The sequence below is a fragment of the Flavobacterium limnosediminis JC2902 genome (assembly GCF_000498535.1).
Taxonomy (GTDB): Bacteria; Bacteroidota; Bacteroidia; order Flavobacteriales; family Flavobacteriaceae; genus Flavobacterium; species Flavobacterium limnosediminis.
Genome location: NZ_AVGG01000001.1, coordinates 220,597 through 241,076 on the forward strand (window position 1 = coordinate 220,597; position 20,480 = coordinate 241,076).

Annotated in this window: 19 protein-coding genes and 1 tRNA gene; 12 read left to right on the forward strand and 8 right to left on the reverse strand. The window is 41.3% G+C overall.

Annotated features, from left to right (window positions below):
* Positions 1–241: 241 nt before the first annotated feature.
* Positions 242–3,076, reverse strand: coding sequence for a leucine--tRNA ligase (leuS, locus tag FLJC2902T_RS01015; protein ID WP_023577919.1), 2,835 nt, complete (start codon positions 3,074–3,076; stop codon positions 242–244).
* A gap of 331 nt (positions 3,077–3,407) precedes the next feature.
* Between leuS and FLJC2902T_RS01020 the strand changes: the two genes are divergently transcribed.
* The 4 genes from FLJC2902T_RS01020 to truB all read left to right on the forward strand — a co-directional run bounded on the left by FLJC2902T_RS01020 (position 3,408) and on the right by truB (position 6,161).
* Complete coding sequence (locus FLJC2902T_RS01020) at positions 3,408–4,283, forward strand: cell division protein FtsX (protein WP_023577920.1); 876 nt, start codon at positions 3,408–3,410, stop codon at positions 4,281–4,283.
* A 45-nt stretch (positions 4,284–4,328) separates the two neighbouring features.
* Entirely contained in the window at positions 4,329–4,562 is a 234-nt protein-coding gene (locus FLJC2902T_RS01025) for a DUF3098 domain-containing protein (protein ID WP_023577921.1), read from the forward strand.
* A 78-nt stretch (positions 4,563–4,640) separates the two neighbouring features.
* On the forward strand, positions 4,641–5,450 hold the full coding sequence (locus tag FLJC2902T_RS01030) for an undecaprenyl-diphosphate phosphatase (protein WP_023577922.1): 810 nt from the start codon (positions 4,641–4,643) through the stop codon (positions 5,448–5,450).
* 9 nt (positions 5,451–5,459) lie between these two features.
* On the forward strand, positions 5,460–6,161 hold the full coding sequence (gene truB / locus FLJC2902T_RS01035; protein ID WP_035676837.1) for a tRNA pseudouridine(55) synthase TruB: 702 nt from the start codon (positions 5,460–5,462) through the stop codon (positions 6,159–6,161).
* On the opposite strand, the gene FLJC2902T_RS01040 is transcribed toward truB, so the two are convergent.
* Positions 6,142–6,744, reverse strand: a complete 603-nt coding sequence (locus FLJC2902T_RS01040; RefSeq protein ID WP_023577924.1) for a thioredoxin family protein — start codon at positions 6,742–6,744, stop codon at positions 6,142–6,144. The genes truB and FLJC2902T_RS01040 overlap by 20 nt on opposite strands.
* Before the next feature lie 105 nt (positions 6,745–6,849).
* Here FLJC2902T_RS01040 and FLJC2902T_RS01045 point away from each other — a divergent pair, with 105 nt between their 5' ends.
* From FLJC2902T_RS01045 to FLJC2902T_RS01060, 4 genes are all read left to right on the forward strand, one after another.
* Positions 6,850–7,629, forward strand: a complete 780-nt coding sequence (locus FLJC2902T_RS01045) for a patatin-like phospholipase family protein (RefSeq protein ID WP_023577925.1) — start codon at positions 6,850–6,852, stop codon at positions 7,627–7,629.
* Positions 7,630–7,696: 67 nt separating this feature from the next.
* On the forward strand, positions 7,697–8,404 hold the full coding sequence (gene pyrH / locus FLJC2902T_RS01050) for a UMP kinase (protein WP_023577926.1): 708 nt from the start codon (positions 7,697–7,699) through the stop codon (positions 8,402–8,404).
* An 89-nt stretch (positions 8,405–8,493) separates the two neighbouring features.
* Positions 8,494–9,057, forward strand: coding sequence for a ribosome recycling factor (gene frr / locus FLJC2902T_RS01055; protein ID WP_023577927.1), 564 nt, complete (start codon positions 8,494–8,496; stop codon positions 9,055–9,057).
* Positions 9,058–9,145: 88 nt separating this feature from the next.
* On the forward strand, positions 9,146–11,644 hold the full coding sequence (locus FLJC2902T_RS01060; protein WP_035676609.1) for a DUF5686 family protein: 2,499 nt from the start codon (positions 9,146–9,148) through the stop codon (positions 11,642–11,644).
* Here FLJC2902T_RS01060 and FLJC2902T_RS01065 read toward each other — a convergent pair.
* Positions 11,641–11,970: a DMT family transporter gene (locus FLJC2902T_RS01065; protein WP_023577930.1), complete on the reverse strand. Its 330-nt coding sequence runs from the start codon at positions 11,968–11,970 to the stop codon at positions 11,641–11,643. The two genes, FLJC2902T_RS01060 and FLJC2902T_RS01065, sit on opposite strands and share 4 nt — an antisense overlap.
* Positions 11,971–12,146: 176 nt before the next feature.
* Between FLJC2902T_RS01065 and asnS the strand changes: the two genes are divergently transcribed.
* From asnS to FLJC2902T_RS01080, 3 genes are all read left to right on the forward strand, one after another.
* Positions 12,147–13,580, forward strand: coding sequence for an asparagine--tRNA ligase (gene asnS, locus FLJC2902T_RS01070; RefSeq protein WP_023577931.1), 1,434 nt, complete (start codon positions 12,147–12,149; stop codon positions 13,578–13,580).
* Between the two features lie 124 nt (positions 13,581–13,704).
* A complete protein-coding gene (gene rpoN, locus FLJC2902T_RS01075) occupies positions 13,705–15,171 on the forward strand; it encodes an RNA polymerase factor sigma-54 (protein WP_035676612.1) in 1,467 nt (488 codons plus the stop codon).
* 159 nt (positions 15,172–15,330) lie between these two features.
* Positions 15,331–15,945, forward strand: a complete 615-nt coding sequence (locus tag FLJC2902T_RS01080) for a hypothetical protein (RefSeq protein ID WP_023577933.1) — start codon at positions 15,331–15,333, stop codon at positions 15,943–15,945.
* Here FLJC2902T_RS01080 and FLJC2902T_RS01085 read toward each other — a convergent pair.
* From FLJC2902T_RS01085 to FLJC2902T_RS01105, 5 genes are all read right to left on the reverse strand, one after another.
* Positions 15,940–16,623, reverse strand: a complete 684-nt coding sequence (locus tag FLJC2902T_RS01085) for an outer membrane beta-barrel protein (protein WP_023577934.1) — start codon at positions 16,621–16,623, stop codon at positions 15,940–15,942. The two genes, FLJC2902T_RS01080 and FLJC2902T_RS01085, sit on opposite strands and share 6 nt — an antisense overlap.
* A gap of 65 nt (positions 16,624–16,688) precedes the next feature.
* Positions 16,689–16,775, reverse strand: a tRNA-Ser gene (locus tag FLJC2902T_RS01090).
* 61 nt (positions 16,776–16,836) lie between these two features.
* Complete coding sequence (locus FLJC2902T_RS01095) at positions 16,837–17,865, reverse strand: asparaginase (protein WP_035676615.1); 1,029 nt, start codon at positions 17,863–17,865, stop codon at positions 16,837–16,839.
* A complete protein-coding gene (locus FLJC2902T_RS01100; RefSeq protein WP_023577936.1) occupies positions 17,855–18,991 on the reverse strand; it encodes a 1-acyl-sn-glycerol-3-phosphate acyltransferase in 1,137 nt (378 codons plus the stop codon). The genes FLJC2902T_RS01095 and FLJC2902T_RS01100 overlap by 11 nt, the downstream gene beginning before the upstream one ends.
* A gap of 61 nt (positions 18,992–19,052) precedes the next feature.
* The gene (locus FLJC2902T_RS01105; protein ID WP_023577937.1) at positions 19,053–19,832 is read right to left on the reverse strand and encodes a TatD family hydrolase; all 780 of its coding nucleotides are present in this window, start codon (positions 19,830–19,832) and stop codon (positions 19,053–19,055) included.
* Between the two features lie 138 nt (positions 19,833–19,970).
* On the opposite strand from FLJC2902T_RS01105, the gene FLJC2902T_RS01110 reads away from it, so the two are divergent.
* Positions 19,971–20,408, forward strand: coding sequence for a retropepsin-like aspartic protease (locus FLJC2902T_RS01110; RefSeq protein WP_023577938.1), 438 nt, complete (start codon positions 19,971–19,973; stop codon positions 20,406–20,408).
* Positions 20,409–20,480 lie beyond the last annotated feature (72 nt).

Genomic DNA, 20,480 nt, shown 5'->3' on the forward strand with positions numbered 1-20,480 from the left:
AAATTGTAGACCAAAATAGGTTCAGACAGTCGTTAAATGCAATTTTGACAGGTTAAAGTTTTATTAATTTTAATTCAACACAGATTTCACAAATTTTCACAGATTTACTACACTCAATTTAAAATCTGTGCTAATCTGCGGAATCTGTGTCAACTGTTACAATGGGCGATGATTTCTGACAACCCTATAAAAAAGCCCTGAATATGATTACTCAGGGCTTAAATTTATTTATCCAATTTATTTATCCTACCAGGTTGATAATTTTCCCCGGAACGATAATCACTTTATTTGGCGTTCTGCCTTGCAATTGCGTTTGTGTTCTTTCATCGGCCATTACGATCTCCTCGATTTGGGCTGCGGATAAATCCAACGGTAGCTTAATCGTGAAACGCATTTTTCCGTTAAAGGAAACCGGATATTCTTTTTCAGATTCCACTAAATATTTTGCCTCGAAAATCGGGAAGGCTACGGTTGCGATGGAACCTTCGTGACCTAAAGCACTCCATAATTCTTCGGCGATGTGTGGTGCGTATGGTGAAACTAAAAGCGCTAACGGTTCTAAAATCGCACGGTGGTTGCATTTCTGCTGTGCCAACTCGTTCACGCAAATCATAAATTGGGAAACCGAGGTGTTGAACGAGAAATTCTCGATATCTTCGGTTACTTTTTTGATGGTTTTGTGTAGCGATTTGTACATGTCGGCCGTTGGTTCGTCGTTGGTTACGATCAGACCGTTATCGTCGAAATACAAACGCCACAGTTTTTTAAGGAAACCTGACACTCCGGTAATTCCGGCGGTGTTCCAAGGTTTTGCCTGTTCCAATGGCCCTAAGAACATTTCGTATAAACGTAAGGTATCGGCCCCATATTGTTCGCAGATGTCATCCGGATTTACTACGTTGTATTTGGATTTGGACATTTTTTCTACTTCGCGGCCTACGATGTATTTGCCGTTTTCCAAAACGAATTCGGCGTCTTTATAATCGGAATATAACGGATGGTTTTTGAAGGCTTCGATATCCAACTCGTTCGTTACATCATTGATTAATGACAAATCAACGTGTATTGCATGCACATTTTTATCGGCAATAAGTCCTTTCGAAATTAATGATTTGGAATCTTCCGTTCGGTATACAAACGCACTCATTCCCAAAATCATTCCCTGATTGATCAGTTTTTTGAACGGCTCTTCCGTTGGCGCAAAACCTCGGTCTTTCAGGAATTTGTTCCAGAAACGGGAATACAATAAGTGACCAGTCGCGTGCTCGCTTCCGCCGATGTATAAATCCACGTTTTCCCAATATTTCAAGGCATCCTGACCGGCAAATTCATTTTCGTTGTGCGCGTCCATGTAACGCATCCAGTACCAAGAACTTCCCGCCCAACCCGGCATGGTGTTTAATTCCAACGCAAATACAGTTTGGCTGTCTATCTTTTCGTTGGCAACCACTACATTGTTAACAGTATCCCAGGCCCAATGAGTAGCATTCCCTAATGGTGGCTGACCGTCTTCGGTGGGAAGGTATTTTTCCACTTCCGGTAAGGCGATTGGCAAATGTTTCGCATCGATCATCTGTGGCATTCCGTTCACGTAATATACCGGGAACGGCTCACCCCAATAACGCTGACGGGAGAACACCGCATCGCGCAAACGGTAGTTTACTTTTGCTTTTCCGGCACCGATTTTCTCTAATTCTTCGATTACTTTTTTCGTTCCGGTTATGTAATCCAATCCGTTTAGGAAATCAGAATTTATCAATTCGAATCCTTCTTTGGCTCCGAAAGCTTCTGCTGAAATATCCTGATTGAAAATATTTTTAATGGCCGGCATCCCGTGGGTTCCTTTGAAGAAATTCGCAAACGCGTAATCCCTTTCGTCGCCGCAAGGTACTGCCATAACCGCTCCTGTTCCGTAACCCGCCAACACATAATCACCTATCCAAACCGGAATTGGTTCTTTGGTGAACGGATGCTCGGCATAGGCTCCGGTGAAAACTCCGGAAATATGTTTTACATCAGCCATTCTTTCTCTTTCCGAACGTTTCGCCGTAGCTTCCACATAGGCTTCCACTGCTGCTTTTTGTTCCGGAGTGGTGATTTGCGCCACCAATTCGTGTTCCGGTGCCAAGGTCATGAACGTCACACCAAAAATGGTATCAGGTCGTGTAGTGAAAACCTCTATACTGCCTTCTGAATTCTGCAATCTGAATTCTACGGAAGCTCCCACTGATTTCCCGATCCAGTTTCTTTGCGATTCTTTCAACGATTCCGTCCAGTCGATGGTTTCCAATCCTTGCAACAAACGTTCTGCATAAGCCGAAATTCGCATCGACCATTGCATCATTTTTTTACGGATGACCGGATGGCCGCCACGCTCGGAAACACCGTTCACGATTTCGTCGTTCGCCAAAACGGTTCCCAACGCCGGACACCAGTTTACTTCGGTTTCCGCCAGATAGGTTAATCTGTATTGTAATAGAATTTTTTGTTGTTCATCGGATGAGAATGCATTCCATTCCGCTGCGGAAAATGGCGCAATGTTGTCATCACAAACCGCTTTCACATTGGCATTCCCTTCTTTTTCGAATAGGGCTGTCAAAGTGGTAATGTCTTCGGCTTTATCAGAAGTTATATTGTACCAGGAATTGAACAACTGAATGAAAATCCACTGTGTATGTTTGTAATAATCGGCATTGGAAGTACGCACTTCACGGCTCCAATCGAAAGAGAAACCGATTTTATCCAACTGCTCACGGTAACGGGCAATATTTTCTTTGGTAGTCGTATCGGGATGTTGTCCGGTTTGAATTGCGTACTGCTCGGCCGGCAATCCGAAGGAATCATAGCCTTGCGGATGTAACACATTGAAACCCTGATGTCTTTTGTAACGCGCCACAATATCAGAAGCGATATACCCCAGCGGATGCCCTACGTGTAATCCTGCTCCCGAAGGATAAGGAAACATGTCCAAAACATAATATTTTGGTTTATCGGAATTGTTTTGTGCGGCAAAGGTTTGATTTTTTGCCCAATACTGTTGCCATTTGGCTTCGATTTCGTTGTGAAAGTATTTCATTTTTTAGTTACTAAGGTACTAAGGCACTAAGGCACTAAGTTACTGAGTTATATGTTTATAAAAATCCCTATAGTTTTCCCAATAGCCCCGATGGTAGTGGAAATCCTGTTATTGGGAGATTGCTTCGCAAACTCGCAATGACAGATTGCAACGGACAGCGGGAATAGGGACAACCGATAAAGCCCGAGCCTCCCGATAGCTATCGGGACGCTCCTGACCTAAAAATTGTGTGGCAAATTTACATTATATTATAAGAAAGTTAAAACTTTGGGCGTTATAAAGGTTAAAAACGATTTTCTTTATTATTTTTACGGCTTAATTCAGATTGCATATGGCACCATCCTTCGAGAACTTTCAGAGAAGACGACTTATTTCTTCTTATTTTTCTGTGGTTTTAAGTATTTTTTTAGTGTTGTTCCTTTTGGGAGCATTGGGTTTATTCGTAATCCATTCTGAGAAAATTTCGAACAGTTTTAAGGAAGACATTCCGATGTCGGTGTACTTTAAAGACGAAGCGAATGATACCATTTTAAAGGCTTTTGAAACGAAACTGAAAAGTTCAGCTTTCGTAAAGGATTTTGTTTTCGTATCCAAAGAAGATGCGGCTAAAAACAATAAAGACATTGTTGGTGAGGATTTCCTTGAGTTTTTAGGAATGAACCCACTTCCGAATTCCTTTGATATTCACTTAAAAAGCGAGTATGTGGAATCGGCAAAAATCAAACAGATCGAGAGTGACATCAAAACCAACGAAATGGTTTCCGAAGTTATCTACGATAAAAAATTAGTGGAACTGGCGAATGAGAACATCAAGAAAATCAGTTTCTGGATTTTGGTAATCAGCAGTGTTTTTGCATTGATTTCGATGTTGTTAATCAACAGTTCACTACGCCTTTCGGTATACTCCAACCGATTCATCATCAAAACCATGCAGATGGTGGGCGCCACAAAGTCGTTCATCAGAAAACCGTTTATCTGGAGAAGCATTCGTTTGGGATTAATCGGCTCGGGCTTGGCCATCATTGCGCTTATCGCTTTAACGTTTTACGTTGACGGATTGTTCCCGAATCTGGGCATCGCAAAAGATTACCTGTCCATGTTCATAATTTTGGGAGGTGTTTTGGCTGTAGGTATCGTAATCACATGGATAAGCACGTTCTTTGCGACGCAACGCTTTTTGAATTTGAGAACCGACGATCTTTATTAGTAAACAGTGGTCAGTGGTTGGCGACTCGTTTAAAACAACAACAATATGGAAAACAAACAAAAACCGGACTTTCTTTTTGAAAGCATCAACTATAAAATTCTTTTAATCGGATTGGGTGTAATCGCCTTAGGTTTTATCCTGATGTCGGGAGGCGGCAGCGATGACCCAAAAGTTTTCAGCGATGCCATTTTTGATTTCCGCAGAATCCGATTGGCTCCGACCGTGGTTCTGATCGGTTTCGGGATCACGATTTATTCGATTTTCAAAAAAAGTAAATAATAGTTACTGAGTAGCTTAGTCACTTAGTCCTCAGAAAAACTTAGTAACTCAGTAACTCAGCAACTCAGCAGCTCTCCAATGGATTTTTTTCAAGCGTTAATTATCGCCATTATTGAAGGTTTAACCGAATACCTTCCGGTTTCTTCAACAGGGCACATGGTATTTGCAAGTTCTTATTTCGGCATACAGGAAGACGATTTCGTAAAACTGTTTCAGGTTTCAATCCAATTTGGTGCCATCTTGGCCGTAGTGGCTTTGTACTGGAAGAAATTTTTCGATTTCTCCAAGCTGAATTTCTTCATAAAATTAGCCTGTGCCGTTATTCCCGCCTTGGTATTGGGAAAATTATTCGACGATAAAATTGAAGCGGTGTTAGGCAACCCGATTCCCATTGCGATTGTACTGATAGTGGGCGGAATCATCCTCCTTTTCATTGACAGCCGTTTTCAGACACCAACCGTCGCCAGCGAGGAAGACATCACCATAAAGAAAGCCGTGGCCATTGGCTTTTGGCAGTGCCTGGCGATGATGCCGGGGACTAGTCGTTCGGCGGCTTCGATTATTGGCGGAATGCAACAGGGATTGACCCGGCACGCCGCTGCGGAGTTTTCGTTTTTCTTAGCGGTTCCCACCATGTTGGCGGTAACATGTTATTCGGTTTTCCTTAAAACGTATGAGCATTCGCAGATGAAAGGCTACGAACTGATTTTAAAATCCGACGAAAACATAAAACTGTTCCTTATTGGAAATGTAGTCGCGTTTATCGTGGCGGTTTTGGCTATCAAATTTTTCATCGGCATCATCAAACAATACGGTTTCAAACCCTGGGGCTGGTACCGCATTGTTGCCGGAATCGGACTTTTGGTTTACTTCACCTATTTAAAATAATTTACCTTGCTGACTCCCGAAGATTACATAAACGGACAAATCCTGCTGATTGACAAACCCTTGAAATGGAGCTCCTTTCAGGCGGTTAACAAGCTGAAATACACGTTAATCAACAAATTGGGACTTCCGAAGAAATTCAAAATTGGACACGCGGGGACTTTAGATCCGTTGGCTTCCGGCCTGCTGATTGTCTGTACCGGAAAATTCACTAAAAGAATTACGGAACTGATGGGAATGCCGAAGGAATACACCGGAACATTCCATATCGGAGCCACAACGCCTTCGTATGATCTGGAAACCGAAATCGATGCCACTTTCCCTACGGAACACATTACCGCAGAATTGATTGAACAGGCACGTTTAAGTTTCATTGGTGAAATCGACCAGAAACCACCGGTATTTTCGGCCATTAAAAAAGACGGAAAACGGTTGTATGAACACGCCAGAGCGGGAGAAGAAGTGGAAATCGCACACCGAAAAACCACGATCCACGAATTTGAACTAACCCGGATTGCTTTGCCAGAAATTGATTTCAGAGTCGTATGCAGTAAGGGAACTTATATCCGTTCTTTGGCTTTTGATTTTGGCCAGGCATTAGGTTCAGGCTCCCATTTAACCGCTTTACGCCGTACAAAAATTGGTGAATTCGATGTGAAAAACGCCATTTTGGTTACCGATTTCGAAGATACGGCTATTCCAAAGCAAGCATAATTTTCGTAATTTCATCCATCGTCGACAACCCTTTATCGTGCAGGTACCATTTCTGTAATTCGGTTTTAGCCACCTCGTTTACGACACCAAATTTCGCTTTGAACTCCTTGATTAGTCGCGTGGCTCCTTCCGGTCTTGGTCCCCAGGCTGCAAGTACTTCGTGATTATCCGCATTGAGGATGATTAATTTCGGAACCGCCCGTGCTCCGTTGGTTAAAAATTCCTGCATTAAAGACTCGTTTTCATCACGGAAAACTATGCGCAAATCGATATTGGCCGCAACTTCGTCCATTTTATGCATGATCGGCAGTAACTGTGCCGCATCGCCACACCAGCCTTCGGCCAAAACCAGCCAAATGTATTTTGTTTTCAGCTGACCGAACAGTATTTTCACCTCTTCCGGAACCACAAGAGTTTTGTCCAAACGGTTCATGCGAACTTCATTGAGCTGGCTGTAATGCAGTAAATCTTCGGATTGTTCGTTTCCGGACGACTTCCCTTCCGCCAGCAATTCAGTAACTTTCGTTCTGTATTCAGCATAATTATAACTGTTTTTGAGGCTGTTTGCTATGATTGTTTTCATTTTTCTTATTTATAACTACAAAATTAATTCAAAAATCGCACTTGAGATGTGATAAAAGTCACCTTTTGAAGATCAAAAAGCGTAAATTTATAGCAAAGATTTAAAATGGATTTAAAAACAAAATCATTAGGACTAATACTTTCCGGCGGTGGCAGCAAAGGACTTGCGCATGCCGGTGCGCTTAAATTTCTTGCGGAAAAAAACATATTGCCCACGCACATCGCGGGAACAAGTGCGGGATCCATTGTGGGCGCTTTGTATGCCAACGGAAAATCACCTGATGAGATTCTGGAATTCTTCAAATCGATTTATTTCTTTAACTGGAAACATTTCACTTTTAAGAAAGCGGGCATCATCGATTCCGATGCTTTCAAACTGTATTTCCATGCTATTTTCGGAGATACACGAATTGGAGATTTAAAAATTCACACCCACATTACAGCCACTGATCTGGTAAAAGGCAAACTGAAAATTTTCGGACCGGAAACTAAAGTAATCGATGCGGTACTGGCATCCTCCTCTTTTCCCGGCGTACTTTCCCCTTATCATATCAACGGAAGCATGTACAGTGACGGGGGGATTTTAAATCACTTCCCTTCCGATATTTTGCAGGGAAGATGCGAAACACTGATAGGTGTGTATGTAAGCCCGATCCAGAAAATTGAGGCAAAGGATTTGTCTTCGATAAAAGCGGTCACCACAAGGGCTTTCAACCTACTTTCGGCGAATTCCAATACACATAAATTCAACATTTGCGACTGGGTTATCGAACCCGAAGAACTGGCCGTTTTCAGTACGTTTGAAACCAGTAAAACCAAAATGGATGCGATTTTCAACATTGGTTATGAAGCCGCTAAAAAATCCTATGAAGAACTTGTCGTATAAATTTCCGTTAACCTATTTCAAAAAAACAGATTATAACTATATTTGCATCACTAAACGAAACATCGCAATGAAATACAACAGAATTCTTCTGAAACTGAGTGGCGAAGCGCTTATGGGTGACCGTCAGTACGGAATCGACCCAAAACGCCTGGCGGAATATGCAGCTGAAATTAAACAAATCCACGACAAAGGTGTACAAATCGCCATTGTGATCGGTGGAGGAAATATTTTCAGAGGAGTTGCCGGAGCAAGTAACGGAATGGATCGTGTACAAGGCGATTACATGGGAATGATGGCAACGGTTATCAACGGAATGGCCTTACAGGGTGCTTTGGAAGATGCCGGAATGCAGACGCGTTTACAGACCGCTTTAAAAATCGAAGCCATTGCCGAGCCGTATATTAAAAGAAGAGCCGTACGTCATCTGGAGAAAAACCGAATTGTAATTTTTGGTGCCGGAACCGGAAATCCATATTTTACGACAGATACCGCGGCCGTTTTGAGAGGAATCGAAGTAGATTGCGACGTAATTTTAAAAGGAACCCGTGTGGACGGCGTTTATGATTCGGATCCGGAAAAAAATGCCGATGCCGTTAAATACGAAAACATCACTTTTGATGACGTATTGAGCAAAGGATTAAACATTATGGACACGACTGCTTTCACGTTAAGTCAGGAAAATAAATTACCGATTATCGTTTTCGATATGAACAAACAAGGCAATTTATTGAAAGTTTGTGAAGGCGCATCCGTTGGAACAACAGTAAATATATAACAAACCACTTAGATTGTCCGACAAGAATTCCTAGTTAACATTAAGAATCTGAAAAGTCTGAAAATCTAAAAAGTCTAAAAATCTAAAAAATGACTGAAGAAATTATTTTTATTTTAGATAGCACTAAAGAATCGATGACCGGTTCTATCGCGCACCTTGAAAAATCTTTTTTGAACATTCGTGCCGGAAAAGCGTCTCCGCAGATGTTGGGAAGCGTATTTGTGGATTACTACGGTTCGCAAACACCGCTTTCACAGGTAGCCAACGTTAATACACCCGATGCAAGAACAATTACCGTTACACCGTGGGAGAAAGCGATGTTGCACCCTATTGAAAAAGCCATCATGATTGCCAATTTAGGTTTTAATCCGATGAACAACGGGGAAAACATCATCATCAGTGTGCCGCCGTTAACGGAAGAACGTCGTAAAGACTTGGTAAAACAGGCAAAAGCCGAAGCGGAAGATGCCAAAGTGAGTATCCGAAATGCGCGTAAAGATGCCAATACCGATATTAAAAAATTGGAAAAAGAAGGAACTTCCGAAGACATCTGCAAAACCGCAGAAGACGATGTTCAGAAACTAACTGACGCTTATATCAAAAAAATTGAAGAGCATTTGGCAATTAAAGAAGCCGAAATCATGAAAGTATAATTTGAGTCCCGATTTTTAATCGGGATTTTTTATTTCATACCTTTACCCGCTTTTGCAACATTAATTCCGAAAGTTCGTTTACACTTTGATGCGATTTTTTCTCTTTTTGTTTCTCCTTTTCAGCATTTCGGGTAATGCCCAGCACCCTGTTTCCGGAATTGTCCGCAACAGTAGCAATAAGCCATTGCCCTTTGCCACGATACATTTAAGCAACGGAAAAACCATTATTGTTGATGTTGACGGGAAATTCATCATTGAAAACACTTCTGAGGTTGACAGCTTCACCGTTTCCTATACCGGATTTGTACCGGAAACCGTTACCCTGAAATCCCATCAGAAATACTACCCCGTAAAACTAAAGGAGAAGCCTCAGCAACTCGACGAACTTGTTATCGGTCAGAATCCGGCACTTGAAGTAATTCAAAAAACGATTGCCTCTAAGAGCAGAAACAATCCGCAAAAGAAGCTTAACAGTTTTCAGTTTAAAGTCTACAACAAACTGATTATCACGGCCAACCCGGATTCCATCAGCGGAAAAATTGATTCGGTTTTCATTTATGAAAAATTGGGTGCCCGGTTTCAAAAATTGGATTCTTCCGATTTCAAACTCAAAAAAATCATTCAGAAACAGCATTTGTATCAGACTGAAAAAGTATCTGAAATGCAGTTCAATCAGAAACAAGGCCTCAAAGAAACCGTGATGGCTACACGCATGGCCGGATTCAAGCAACCCATTTATGAGTACATTGGTTTGAAATTGCAATCGTTCTCCGTTTACGACGATAAAATCGTACTCTTCGAAACCAAATACGCCAATCCGATTGCGGATGACGCACTGAATCACTACAATTACAAAATCCTGGACACCGTTTTTTTAGGCAACAGAAAAGCGTTTATGATTCACTTCAAACATAAAAACCAAAAGAAAAAATCAAAAATAGAAGGCATCATATACATTGACAAAGAAAGTTACGCCATCGCCAAAACCATTTACCGTTTTAAAGGAATCATAGACATCAGTGCTACCAATTATTTCGCTTATTACAAGGAAGAAGACATCTGGTTTCCTGAAAAAAACACCTTTAAAATAGTAAAAGGGAGCAATAAGGACGATGTGAAAATTTTAGGAGAAACCATTAAGTTTGTGACGGAAGAAGATGAAGACACCTCACAAAAGAAAAAAAAATCGGGTTCTGATTACGTTTATATCCTTTCCGAATCGAAAAATTTCGAAACCGAATTCAATAAGCCAATAACCATTAAGCATCCATACATCGCCATTGACATCGACGAAGATGCGATTTCCAAAAATGAAAGCTACTGGACACCGTTTCGTAAGGACAGCCTGGATGTTCGAAGTATGAAAACCTATTCTGCGTTAGACAGCCTGGTGACCAAGGAAGGTTATGAACAGAAAATCAAGATCGGACGAAAAGTAATTAACGGATTCATCCCAATCGGTCCTTTTGATCTGGATCTTCGCCAGTTAATCAAATACAACAATTACGAAGGTTTCCGCTTTGGCCTTGGCGGTGTGACCAACGATAAATTTTCGAAGATCATCCGTCTGAACGGTTATGGTGCTTATGGACTGAAAGACGATCAGTTTAAATTCAGCATCGGGGAAGCCACCAGAATCGGGCATTTCTCCAGCACTTGGCTTGGCTTTTCCTATACCGATGATTTGCAGGAAATCGGTAGTACCATTTTTGAAATCGACCGGAAAAAATTCCGCATCTACGACCCGAGACCGTTAAACTTAACCACCTTCTACAGCCATAAAACCTGGAAGGCATACATTGAAACCAGAATTTTCCCTAAAACGGAGAGCATCTGGCAATTTTCGAGAACCGAAATCGATCCCAAATTCGATTATGTTTTTTATGCCAACGGCACTTCCTATACCAATTACACCATTTCGATGGCTTCCGTTTCGGTACAATGGAATCCCTTTAGTGATTATATGCATACGCCGTCGGGAAGAATCGAATCGGAAAAAAAATTCCCAAAATTCACGTTTCAGATCTCCAAAACACTGCCGGGAGTACTTGAAAACGATTTGGATTTTGCCAAATTCGACTTTAAAACCGAAGTGGAAAAACGCTACCTCGACGGACAAAAAACGACATTTTTGTTTCAGGCCGGAATTGCCGTGGGTGATATCCCCATCACGCATCTTTACAGTATTTCACCAAATACCCTGGACCGTGATGCCATCTTACAGCGTATCAACATTACCGGTAAAAACAGTTTTGAAACCATGCGCTTCAACGAATTTTTCTCAAGCGAGTACGTGGCGGTTCACTTCAAGCACGCACTTCGAAAAGTAACCTTGTTTAAAAAAGTGAATCCCACCTTCGTAATGGTTACCCGAATGGCCTTGGGAAGTTCCAGAAAGCAATCCAATCACGAAGGATTTGACTATAAAACACTGGAAGACGGCTACCTTGAATCGGGAATGGAAATCAACAACATTTTCAAAGGAGCAGGTTTGGCCGGATTCTATCGTTATGGCGCCAACGGGTTCACCCGTATAGAAGACAATATCGCTGTCAAACTAAGTTATGTACTGGATTTGGGATTCTAATGGGAAGATACGAACTTCAGACCGATTATGGAAGCAATCAGTGTTGTTAAAAAGAAAACGCGCCAGAAATCAGCCGGTTCTTTAAACACGAAAATCCCCACCAATACCGTCCCCACGGCTCCTATTCCCGTCCAAACGGCATAAGCAGTCCCGATAGGCAATGTTTGTGTTGCTTTGTACAACAATACCATACTGATAGTAAGGCACACAAAAAAACCAGCCATCCATAAGGTCGAAGCGGTTCCCGTTGTTTCTTTCGCTTTACCCAAACACGAAGCGAAACCCACTTCAAAAAAACCTGCGATAACCAATAAAATCCAATTCATTTTCGTTGAAATTAATTTGACTGTAAAGATAGTATTTGAAACCTTAATCTTTTATAAAAACTGAACTTCAAAAGGTTAAATTCATCGGGCTTTTTACTACATTTGCAGGCATTTAATTTTTTATTTATTGAAAATTCAGTTTTATTGGAAAATTGAATAAAAAAACCAATCTAAAAATGAAACACACCAAAGTTAAAGACCTGCTAAACAGTGCGCCGGGACTACATGAAGTAAAAGCAAAAGGATGGGTTAGAACATTTAGAAATAATCAGTTTATCGCGTTGAACGACGGTTCAACCATCAATAATATTCAGTGTGTGGTTGATTTTGAAAATACCGCTGAAGAAACTTTAAAAAGAATCACAACCGGAGCTGCCGTAAGTGTTAAAGGACATTTGGTAGAAAGCCAGGGTGCCGGACAAAAAGTGGAGATTCAGGTATCGGAAATCAAAATTTTAGGAGATTCCGATCCGGAAAAATTCCCTATGCAGCCTAAAAAACACTCTTTGGAATTCCTTAGAGAAAATGCACATTTGAGAATCCGTACCAATGCTTTTGGCGCGATCATGCGTGTGCGTTCCACATTAGCTTTTGCGGTACACCAATATTTCCAGGAAAAAGGGTTTTTCTATGTAAACACACCTATTATCACCGGTTCGGATGCTGAAGGAGCGGGCGAAATGTTCAAAGTTACAGCATTGCCATTCGACGGAACTCCAAGAACGGAAGAGGGCAAAGTAAACTACAAGGAAGATTTCTTCGGAAAAGAAACTAACCTTACCGTTTCTGGGCAATTGGAAGGCGAAACGTATGCGATGGCGTTGGGTCAGATTTATACCTTCGGACCAACTTTCCGTGCCGAAAACTCCAACACATCACGTCACTTGGCGGAATTCTGGATGATTGAGCCGGAAGTAGCTTTCAACAATTTGGCAGACAACATGGATTTGGCGGAAGATTTCATCAAATACGTAATCAAATATACAGTTGATAAATGTGGCGATGATTTGAAATTCTTAGAACAACGTTTGTTGGATGAAGAAAAATCGAAACCACAGGCAGACCGAAGCGAAATGGCTTTATTAGAAAAACTGAGTTTCGTAATGGACAACAATTTCAAACGTGTTTCCTATACGGAAGCGGTTGACATTCTTAAAAATTCGAAACCAAATAAAAACAAAAAATTCCAATATCCGATAGATGATTGGGGTGTTGATTTACAAAGTGAGCACGAACGTTTCTTAGTGGAAAAACATTTCAAATGCCCGGTAATTTTATTCGATTATCCTGCCAACATTAAAGCGTTCTACATGCGTTTGAATGAAGACGGAAAAACGGTTCGCGCCATGGACATCCTATTCCCGGGTATCGGAGAAATCGTGGGAGGTTCCCAAAGAGAGGAGCGTTACGACGTACTTTTGGAAAAAATGAAAGCCTTGGGCATCGACGAAAAAGAATTATACTGGTACCTTGACACAAGACGTTTCGGAAGTGCGGTACACTCCGGATTCGGATTAGGTTTCGAGCGTTTGGTATTGTTCGTAACCGGCATGACGAACATCCGTGACGTAATTCCGTTCCCTAGAACACCACAAAACGCAGAATTTTAATAAAAGTTAATCCGTGGATTTGGTTATTCGTAAATTTGAAAATAGAAATTTCGTAAATTTGATTGGTTACACTATTCGACACTAACAAATAACCAAATCTGCGAATAACCGAATACACAACAGAATGCTCAAACAGAATCTACAATTTAAGTTATCCCAAAAATTATCACCTCAGCAAATCCAACTGATGAAGCTGATTCAATTGCCTACACAGGCTTTTGAACAACGCCTAAAAGAAGAATTGGTTGAAAATCCCGCTTTGGAATCGGGCAAAGAAGAATCGCTTGAAACGGATGAATATGAAGCGGAAGACAATTTTGATGACTACGATGATTTTGACAACGAGAAAATCGATGCCGACGAAATCAACATCGACGAATATCTGAGCAACGACGAAACACCTGATTACAAACTTCAGGCCAACAACTACAGTGATGACGATGAAGACCGAAGCCTGCCCTTTGCAGCACCGGTGAGTTTTCATCAGGACCTTATCAATCAACTGAACACCTTTATCTTATCGGAAGACGAGCGTGAAATCGCCGAATTTTTGGTAGGAAGCATTGACGATATGGGCTACATCCGAAGATCTGTTCAGGATATCGTAGACGACATGGCGTTTACTCAGGGGATTTATACCGACGAGAAAAACGTGGAGCGCATCCTGCACATCATTCACCAGTTGGAACCTACCGGCGTGGGCGCAAGAGACCTACAGGAATGCCTTTTACTGCAGCTTCGTCATAAAACCCCAACCGATGCCGTTAGTCTGGCCATTGCCGTTATCGAGCAGCAGTTTGACGCGTTTACCAAAAAGCATTACGATAAATTACTGCAAAAATTTGATACTACGCAGGAGCAGTTGCGCAAAGCGATTGACGAAATCGAAAAACTGAATCCCAAGCCCGGAGGCTCATTCGAAACCAATGCAAAAGCCATAGAACATGTGGTTCCCGATTTCGCGATACGCATCGTGGACGGCGAACTGGAATTAACCATAAACGGCAGAAACGCACCGGAATTACACGTTTCCAAAGATTATCAGGAAATGTTGCAGACCTATAAGGATTCGAGAGAAAAATCGAGTTCCCAAAAAGATGCAGTTCAGTTTATCAAACAAAAACTGGATTCGGCCAAATGGTTTATCGATGCCATCAAGCAACGAAACGAGACACTTTTGGTAACGATGAACGCCATCATGCACTACCAGCAGGAGTACTTTATCGACGGAGAGGAATCGAAACTGAAACCCATGATCCTGAAGGACATCGCCGATATGGTTGGTCTTGATATTTCAACCATTTCCCGTGTAGCCAACAGTAAGTATGTGGAAACACCTTACGGAACAAAACTAATCAAGGAATTCTTCTCTGAAGCTATGAAAAACGACCAGGGAGAAGATGTTTCCACCATCGAAATCAAGAAAATCCTGAAAACGGTTATCGAAGAAGAAGATAAAAGAAAACCGTTACCGGATGATAAATTAGCCGAAATCCTGAAAGAGAAAGGATATCCGATTGCCCGCAGAACGATTGCTAAATACCGGGAACTGATGGACATTCCAGTGGCACGTATGCGTAAGAAAATATAAAACACCCGACAAAAAAGACGATAACCGCCTAGCCCTGATGAAGCGATATCCTCACGCAGTGAGATAAAGCGTACAGCAGGAATTGCGATCCCGATCGCTATCGGGACAAAAAACACAGGCCTTCCGATAGCTATCGGAACGCTTCAAAAAATAACAAAAATGGATTTAAAAAAGATACTTCCTTTCTTTTCTTATCTCTTTCATCCGTTATTCATTTCGGTGTATGCCGCCTTGTTTTATTTTTTCGTAACCAAAGCCTTTTTCTATCCTTACGAAATCTTTCTGATTTTGTTCCAGATTGCGATTTTGACGGTCTTTTTACCGATATCCATGTACTTTCTTCTGAAATCATTGGGATTGGCCAGGTCGACTATCATGCTGCATGAAAAAAAAGAAAGAAGATTACCGTTGGCTTTTCAGGCGATGTTTTACCTGGTACTGATTCAGCACAGTTTTTCTACGGCAGTGGTTCCGGAATTGTACTACTTTTTCCTGGGCGCCTTAATAAGCACACTTATCACGTTACTACTGATTGTTTTTCACTTCAAAGCCAGCATCCACATGATCGGGATTACCGGAATGACGCTTTTCATCGTTGGCATTTCCCTACATTACGGCATTCCGTTTGTGAGTCTGATCGCTTTTTTCATAATTTCCATCGGATTGGTTGCCTCCTCCCGTCTTTACATGCAGGCGCATTCGATGCGGGAATTACTGGTTGGCATCATCGTAGGGGCCATTCCTCAGATAGGTCTTTGGTATTTTTGGCTATAAAATGTAAAACATAAACCCGAAATTCAGGTCGGCCACTTTGGAACCGTCCTTAAAAATAGGGTTTAAACCGTAATACACATGAAAATTCCAGGTATTATACCCCGAAGACATATACATACCGTACTGCCATCTGTTAATATTGTCATCAACATTTGCCTTTGTGTCCCCGTAACTATCGGAATCCAACTTGATATTCGAATTTAAAACATAACGTGCCTTAAATCCGGTATAAATTCTCCAAAACCGGTGACTGTCAAAAGACACATTTCTCCAGCGGACTTCCAGCGGCATTTCAATACTGTGCGATATGATACGGGTTCTTATGTCTTCGGACGGATTTGGCGGATCGTTTGAAAAAAGATCATCTGTATTGATGAACTGCTTAATATTGGTATAACAATAGCCAACTCCGGGTGCAATGGCCCATTTTCGGTCTTTGGTTATCGGAAAATCCCGCAAAAAACCTGTTGTTATACTGGGAGAAAATGAAAATTGTTTGAACACTTCCGGGCTGTGCTGAAGTAAATTGTAACTTATCGAAACATAAAACTGATCTTCCCTGAAAAGCGAATCCTTCACCTTCAACGTTCCGGGTTTAGCCTTCTCCCCTGCATTTCCCTGTGAAAGTACGCGAAACGGGGCAACTGCAAATAAAGCCAATAATAAAAATCTAATCATACTGTTTTATTTTCCGCACTAAGGTAATAAAAAAAGGCAATCCGCAGATTGCCTTTTTGTTTTAGCAGAGAGGAAGGGATTCGAACCCTCGATACAGTTACCCATATACTAGCTTTCCAGGCTAGCTCCTTCAACCACTCGGACACCTCTCTAAATTCCGATTGCGAAATAACGATTTTATTTTGTCATTTCGAAGCTTTATCTGAAAAATTTTTATGTTAATTCTCCACGGATGGCTGTTTCGAAAATCGTTTTGAAAACCGACGGCGCCACATTCTGCCCTAAAAGATACATCAGCTTAGTAACAGCAGCTTCTGTCGTGATGTCATGACCCGAGATTACTCCGATTTTCTTCAGCTGCATACCGGTTTCATATTTACCCATATTCACGCTTCCGCCAGAGCACTGCGTCACATTAACAACGTGGAGCCCTTTCTTTATCGCCTTTTTCAGAATACCGATGAACCAGTCTTCCGTTGGCGCATTACCGGAACCATAGGTTTCCAGCACCACTCCTTTTAAATTGCGTATGTCTAAAATGGCCTGAAAAACGTTTTCGTTAATTCCGGGAAACATTTTTACCACCGCCACATTATCGTCAAAAGCTTTGTTTACTTTTAATTTTTTACCGGGTGCTTTTTTCAGCAGCAAGTCGCTATTTACTTTTAGATCCACTCCCGATTCGGCAAGTTCCGGATAATTGGGTGAAGCAAAAGCACTGAAATGTTCGGCGCTTATTTTTGTGGTACGGTTTCCTCTGTACAATTTGTATTCGAAGTACAGACCGACTTCGGTAACCACCGGTTTGTTTTTATTTTGCAAGGACGCTATCTGAATGGCCGTAATGAGATTTTCTTTGGCATCGGTACGTAAATCCCCGATAGGAAGCTGCGATCCGGTAAAGATGACCGGTTTTGCCAAATTTTCTAGCATAAAACTCAAAGCTGATGCCGAATACGACATCGTGTCCGATCCGTGCAACACCACAAATCCATCAAATTTCTCGTAATTCTCCTGGATCGCTTCCGCAATGGCTACCCATTTTTCGGGACTCATATTGGACGAATCAATCGGTTCGTTAAAGGAAAATGTTTCGATATGGCAATCCAACAATCGTAACTCGGGAATATTGTGCAGTAATTCGTCGAAGTTGAATGCTTTGAGTACACCGGTTTCGGAATCTTTGACCATCCCTATGGTTCCTCCGGTATAAACCAACAGTATTTTCGGTTTATTCGACATTTTGATATTTCAATTTATTAACCACCGGATTAGCGTACATGGCAAGGAAACTTTCACGAAGTGCTTCTTTTTCGTTTCCTAATCGCATTTCCAGGCGTCTTTCGAAAAGTTGTTTTTCCTTTTCGGTATACTGATTCGAAAACTGATCGGTATTGTTAATCAAATCGTAAGCAATGAAATTCGTTGGCCATAACTTGTACGTCGATAAGATCGAATCGTCTATTACTTGCGCCAAGGCTTGAATCTGCTTATTGTTATTATCGTTCTCGGCAGTTATCTTATCAAACTCTTTATCTAAAACATCTCCCACGTGGATATGAATTCGTTTTTTCTGACCGATGATACCGCTGATTAACGTAATGAAATCCTCATTTTTTTCTTTGATGTAAATTTCATCGTTGGCTTCTGCCATGATTTGCGGCATTTTCAAAGCATCGGTTGGGTCGTATTCGTAGGAAATCGAAACCGGAACAATTTTAATCTTCTTAAAATAATCCATCAGGTTTTTTTCATCCGAAGCCATGGCTAACATTTTCAGCACACCCTGATGCGTTGCGTCGTTTCCGTCTTTGGTTCTTCCTTCCCGTTGCGCAATCCACACCGAACGGTTTTCCTTAGATAGTAAATGATAAATAAACTCCGACATCAGTTTCGAACTTTGCAGCAACTCTCTTGGCGACAATCCTCTTCGCACCAGAAAATTCCGGTTCAATTTTGAGAGTGTCAGCAAAAACGATTTCTGAACAAGGTTGTCACCGATGGCTGAAGCCGTCATCACCAGACCGTGGTCAAAGAGACTGACATTCAACAACGAAGTATCTAAAATGATATCACGGTGATTGGATATGAAAAGGTAAGACGTGTTCGGTTCCAGTTTTTCGAAACCGGAAGTCGATAATCCATCCGAACTGCGTTCCAGAACACGTTGAATGGACTGATAAATAAAGTTGACCTGAAAATCACGGATCGAATGGGTTCTTTTCAGCTGTTCCATCCAAACCGATTCTTCCACTTCAGGAAAAGTAAAGCTCATCAGTGCCTTCATCATAGGGTGATTGGCTACATTTTGGATGGCTGAATTTACCTCGCTGTCATAAAACTGGCGTATCGAGTCGAACTTTGGCATTAGTTATTTTTTACAATCCACAAATGAACGAAATTTTTATCAATGAAATGAAATTTCTTTATTAAATCCCGAAAATTTCACGTGAATTTTCCGTTGTAATCCGCGCAATTTCCGAAACAGGTAACTTATAGATTTCCGAAAGTTTTTCAGCTACCAGTCTCACATAACTGCTTTCGTTACGTTTGCCTCGGTAAGGCACGGGTGCCAGATAAGGCGCATCGGTTTCCAAAACAATATGTTTGATATCAATCTGCTGCAAAAACTGATCGATTTTACCGTTTTTAAAAGTCACCACACCACCGATTCCCAGTTTCATGTTATATGAAATTGCCTGTAAAGCCTGCTCGTACGTTCCGGAAAAACAATGAAATATTCCAAACAGCTCTGGTGATTTCTCCAGTTCCAGTACTTCGAAAATTTCATCAAAAGCGTCACGGCAATGAATATTGATGGGCAACTTGTATTTTTTCGCCCATTGAATCTGTTTCTGAAAAGCGATTTTCTGAATATCCAAAGTCGTTTTGTCCCAATACAGATCGATTCCAATTTCGCCGATAGCTGCAAATTTTCGTCGGTCCAGTTCCGCTTCCACATGCGCCAGTTCTGCTTCGTAATTCTCTTTCACATAACACGGATGCAATCCCATCATAAGAAAAATATTCTCCGGATACTGTTTTTCCAGATCATACATTTTCTGCGTATAGGAAGCGTCGATGGCCGGAATAAAAAAACGGCTTACACCTTTTCGTATCGCACGGTCAATCATTTCTGTGCGATCTTCGGCAAATTCTTCGGAATATAAATGGGTATGTGTATCGGTAAAAATTAAATCTGTTTCCAAAATTCGGATTTGAATGTTTCAGGCTGCAAAATTACGAAGATTGTTTCATAGAATATAAAGAATAACTCTAAAGATAAAAGTCTTTTAAAAATGAACATCTTTTTGAAAAAGCGGAAATTATTTAGTTAATTTTGAGTTATGGAAAATCTGCACGAACTACTTAAGAAGCAAGGCTATAAAAAGGTGAAATTTAAAGTTTCCAAAACCCAGCATCTTTTAATCAAGGCAAAAATAAACGGGGTTGTAGGTGATTTCATTCTGGACACAGGAGCTTCCAACAGCTGTATCGGGTTTGAAAGTGTGGAACATTTCAACATTACTGCAAAAGATTCTCCCACCAAAGCCGCCGGAGCCGGGGCAACCGGGATGTACACGCAAATGGCAACCGATAACCTGCTACAGCTTTCCCACTGGAAAACCAATGACTTTTCGTTGGTGATTTTCGATATGAGTCACGTAAATCAGGCGCTCCAACAATACAAAGCTAAACCGGTACACGGTATTATCGGTGCTGATATTCTTTTGAAAGGAAAAGCGATTATTGATTATTATAACCATTACGTTTACCTGAAATAAAGCACTGTAACCTTTCGATTCATAAATTCAAAAAAACGCTGAACCCAACTGATTATTAGCCACGAATTACAC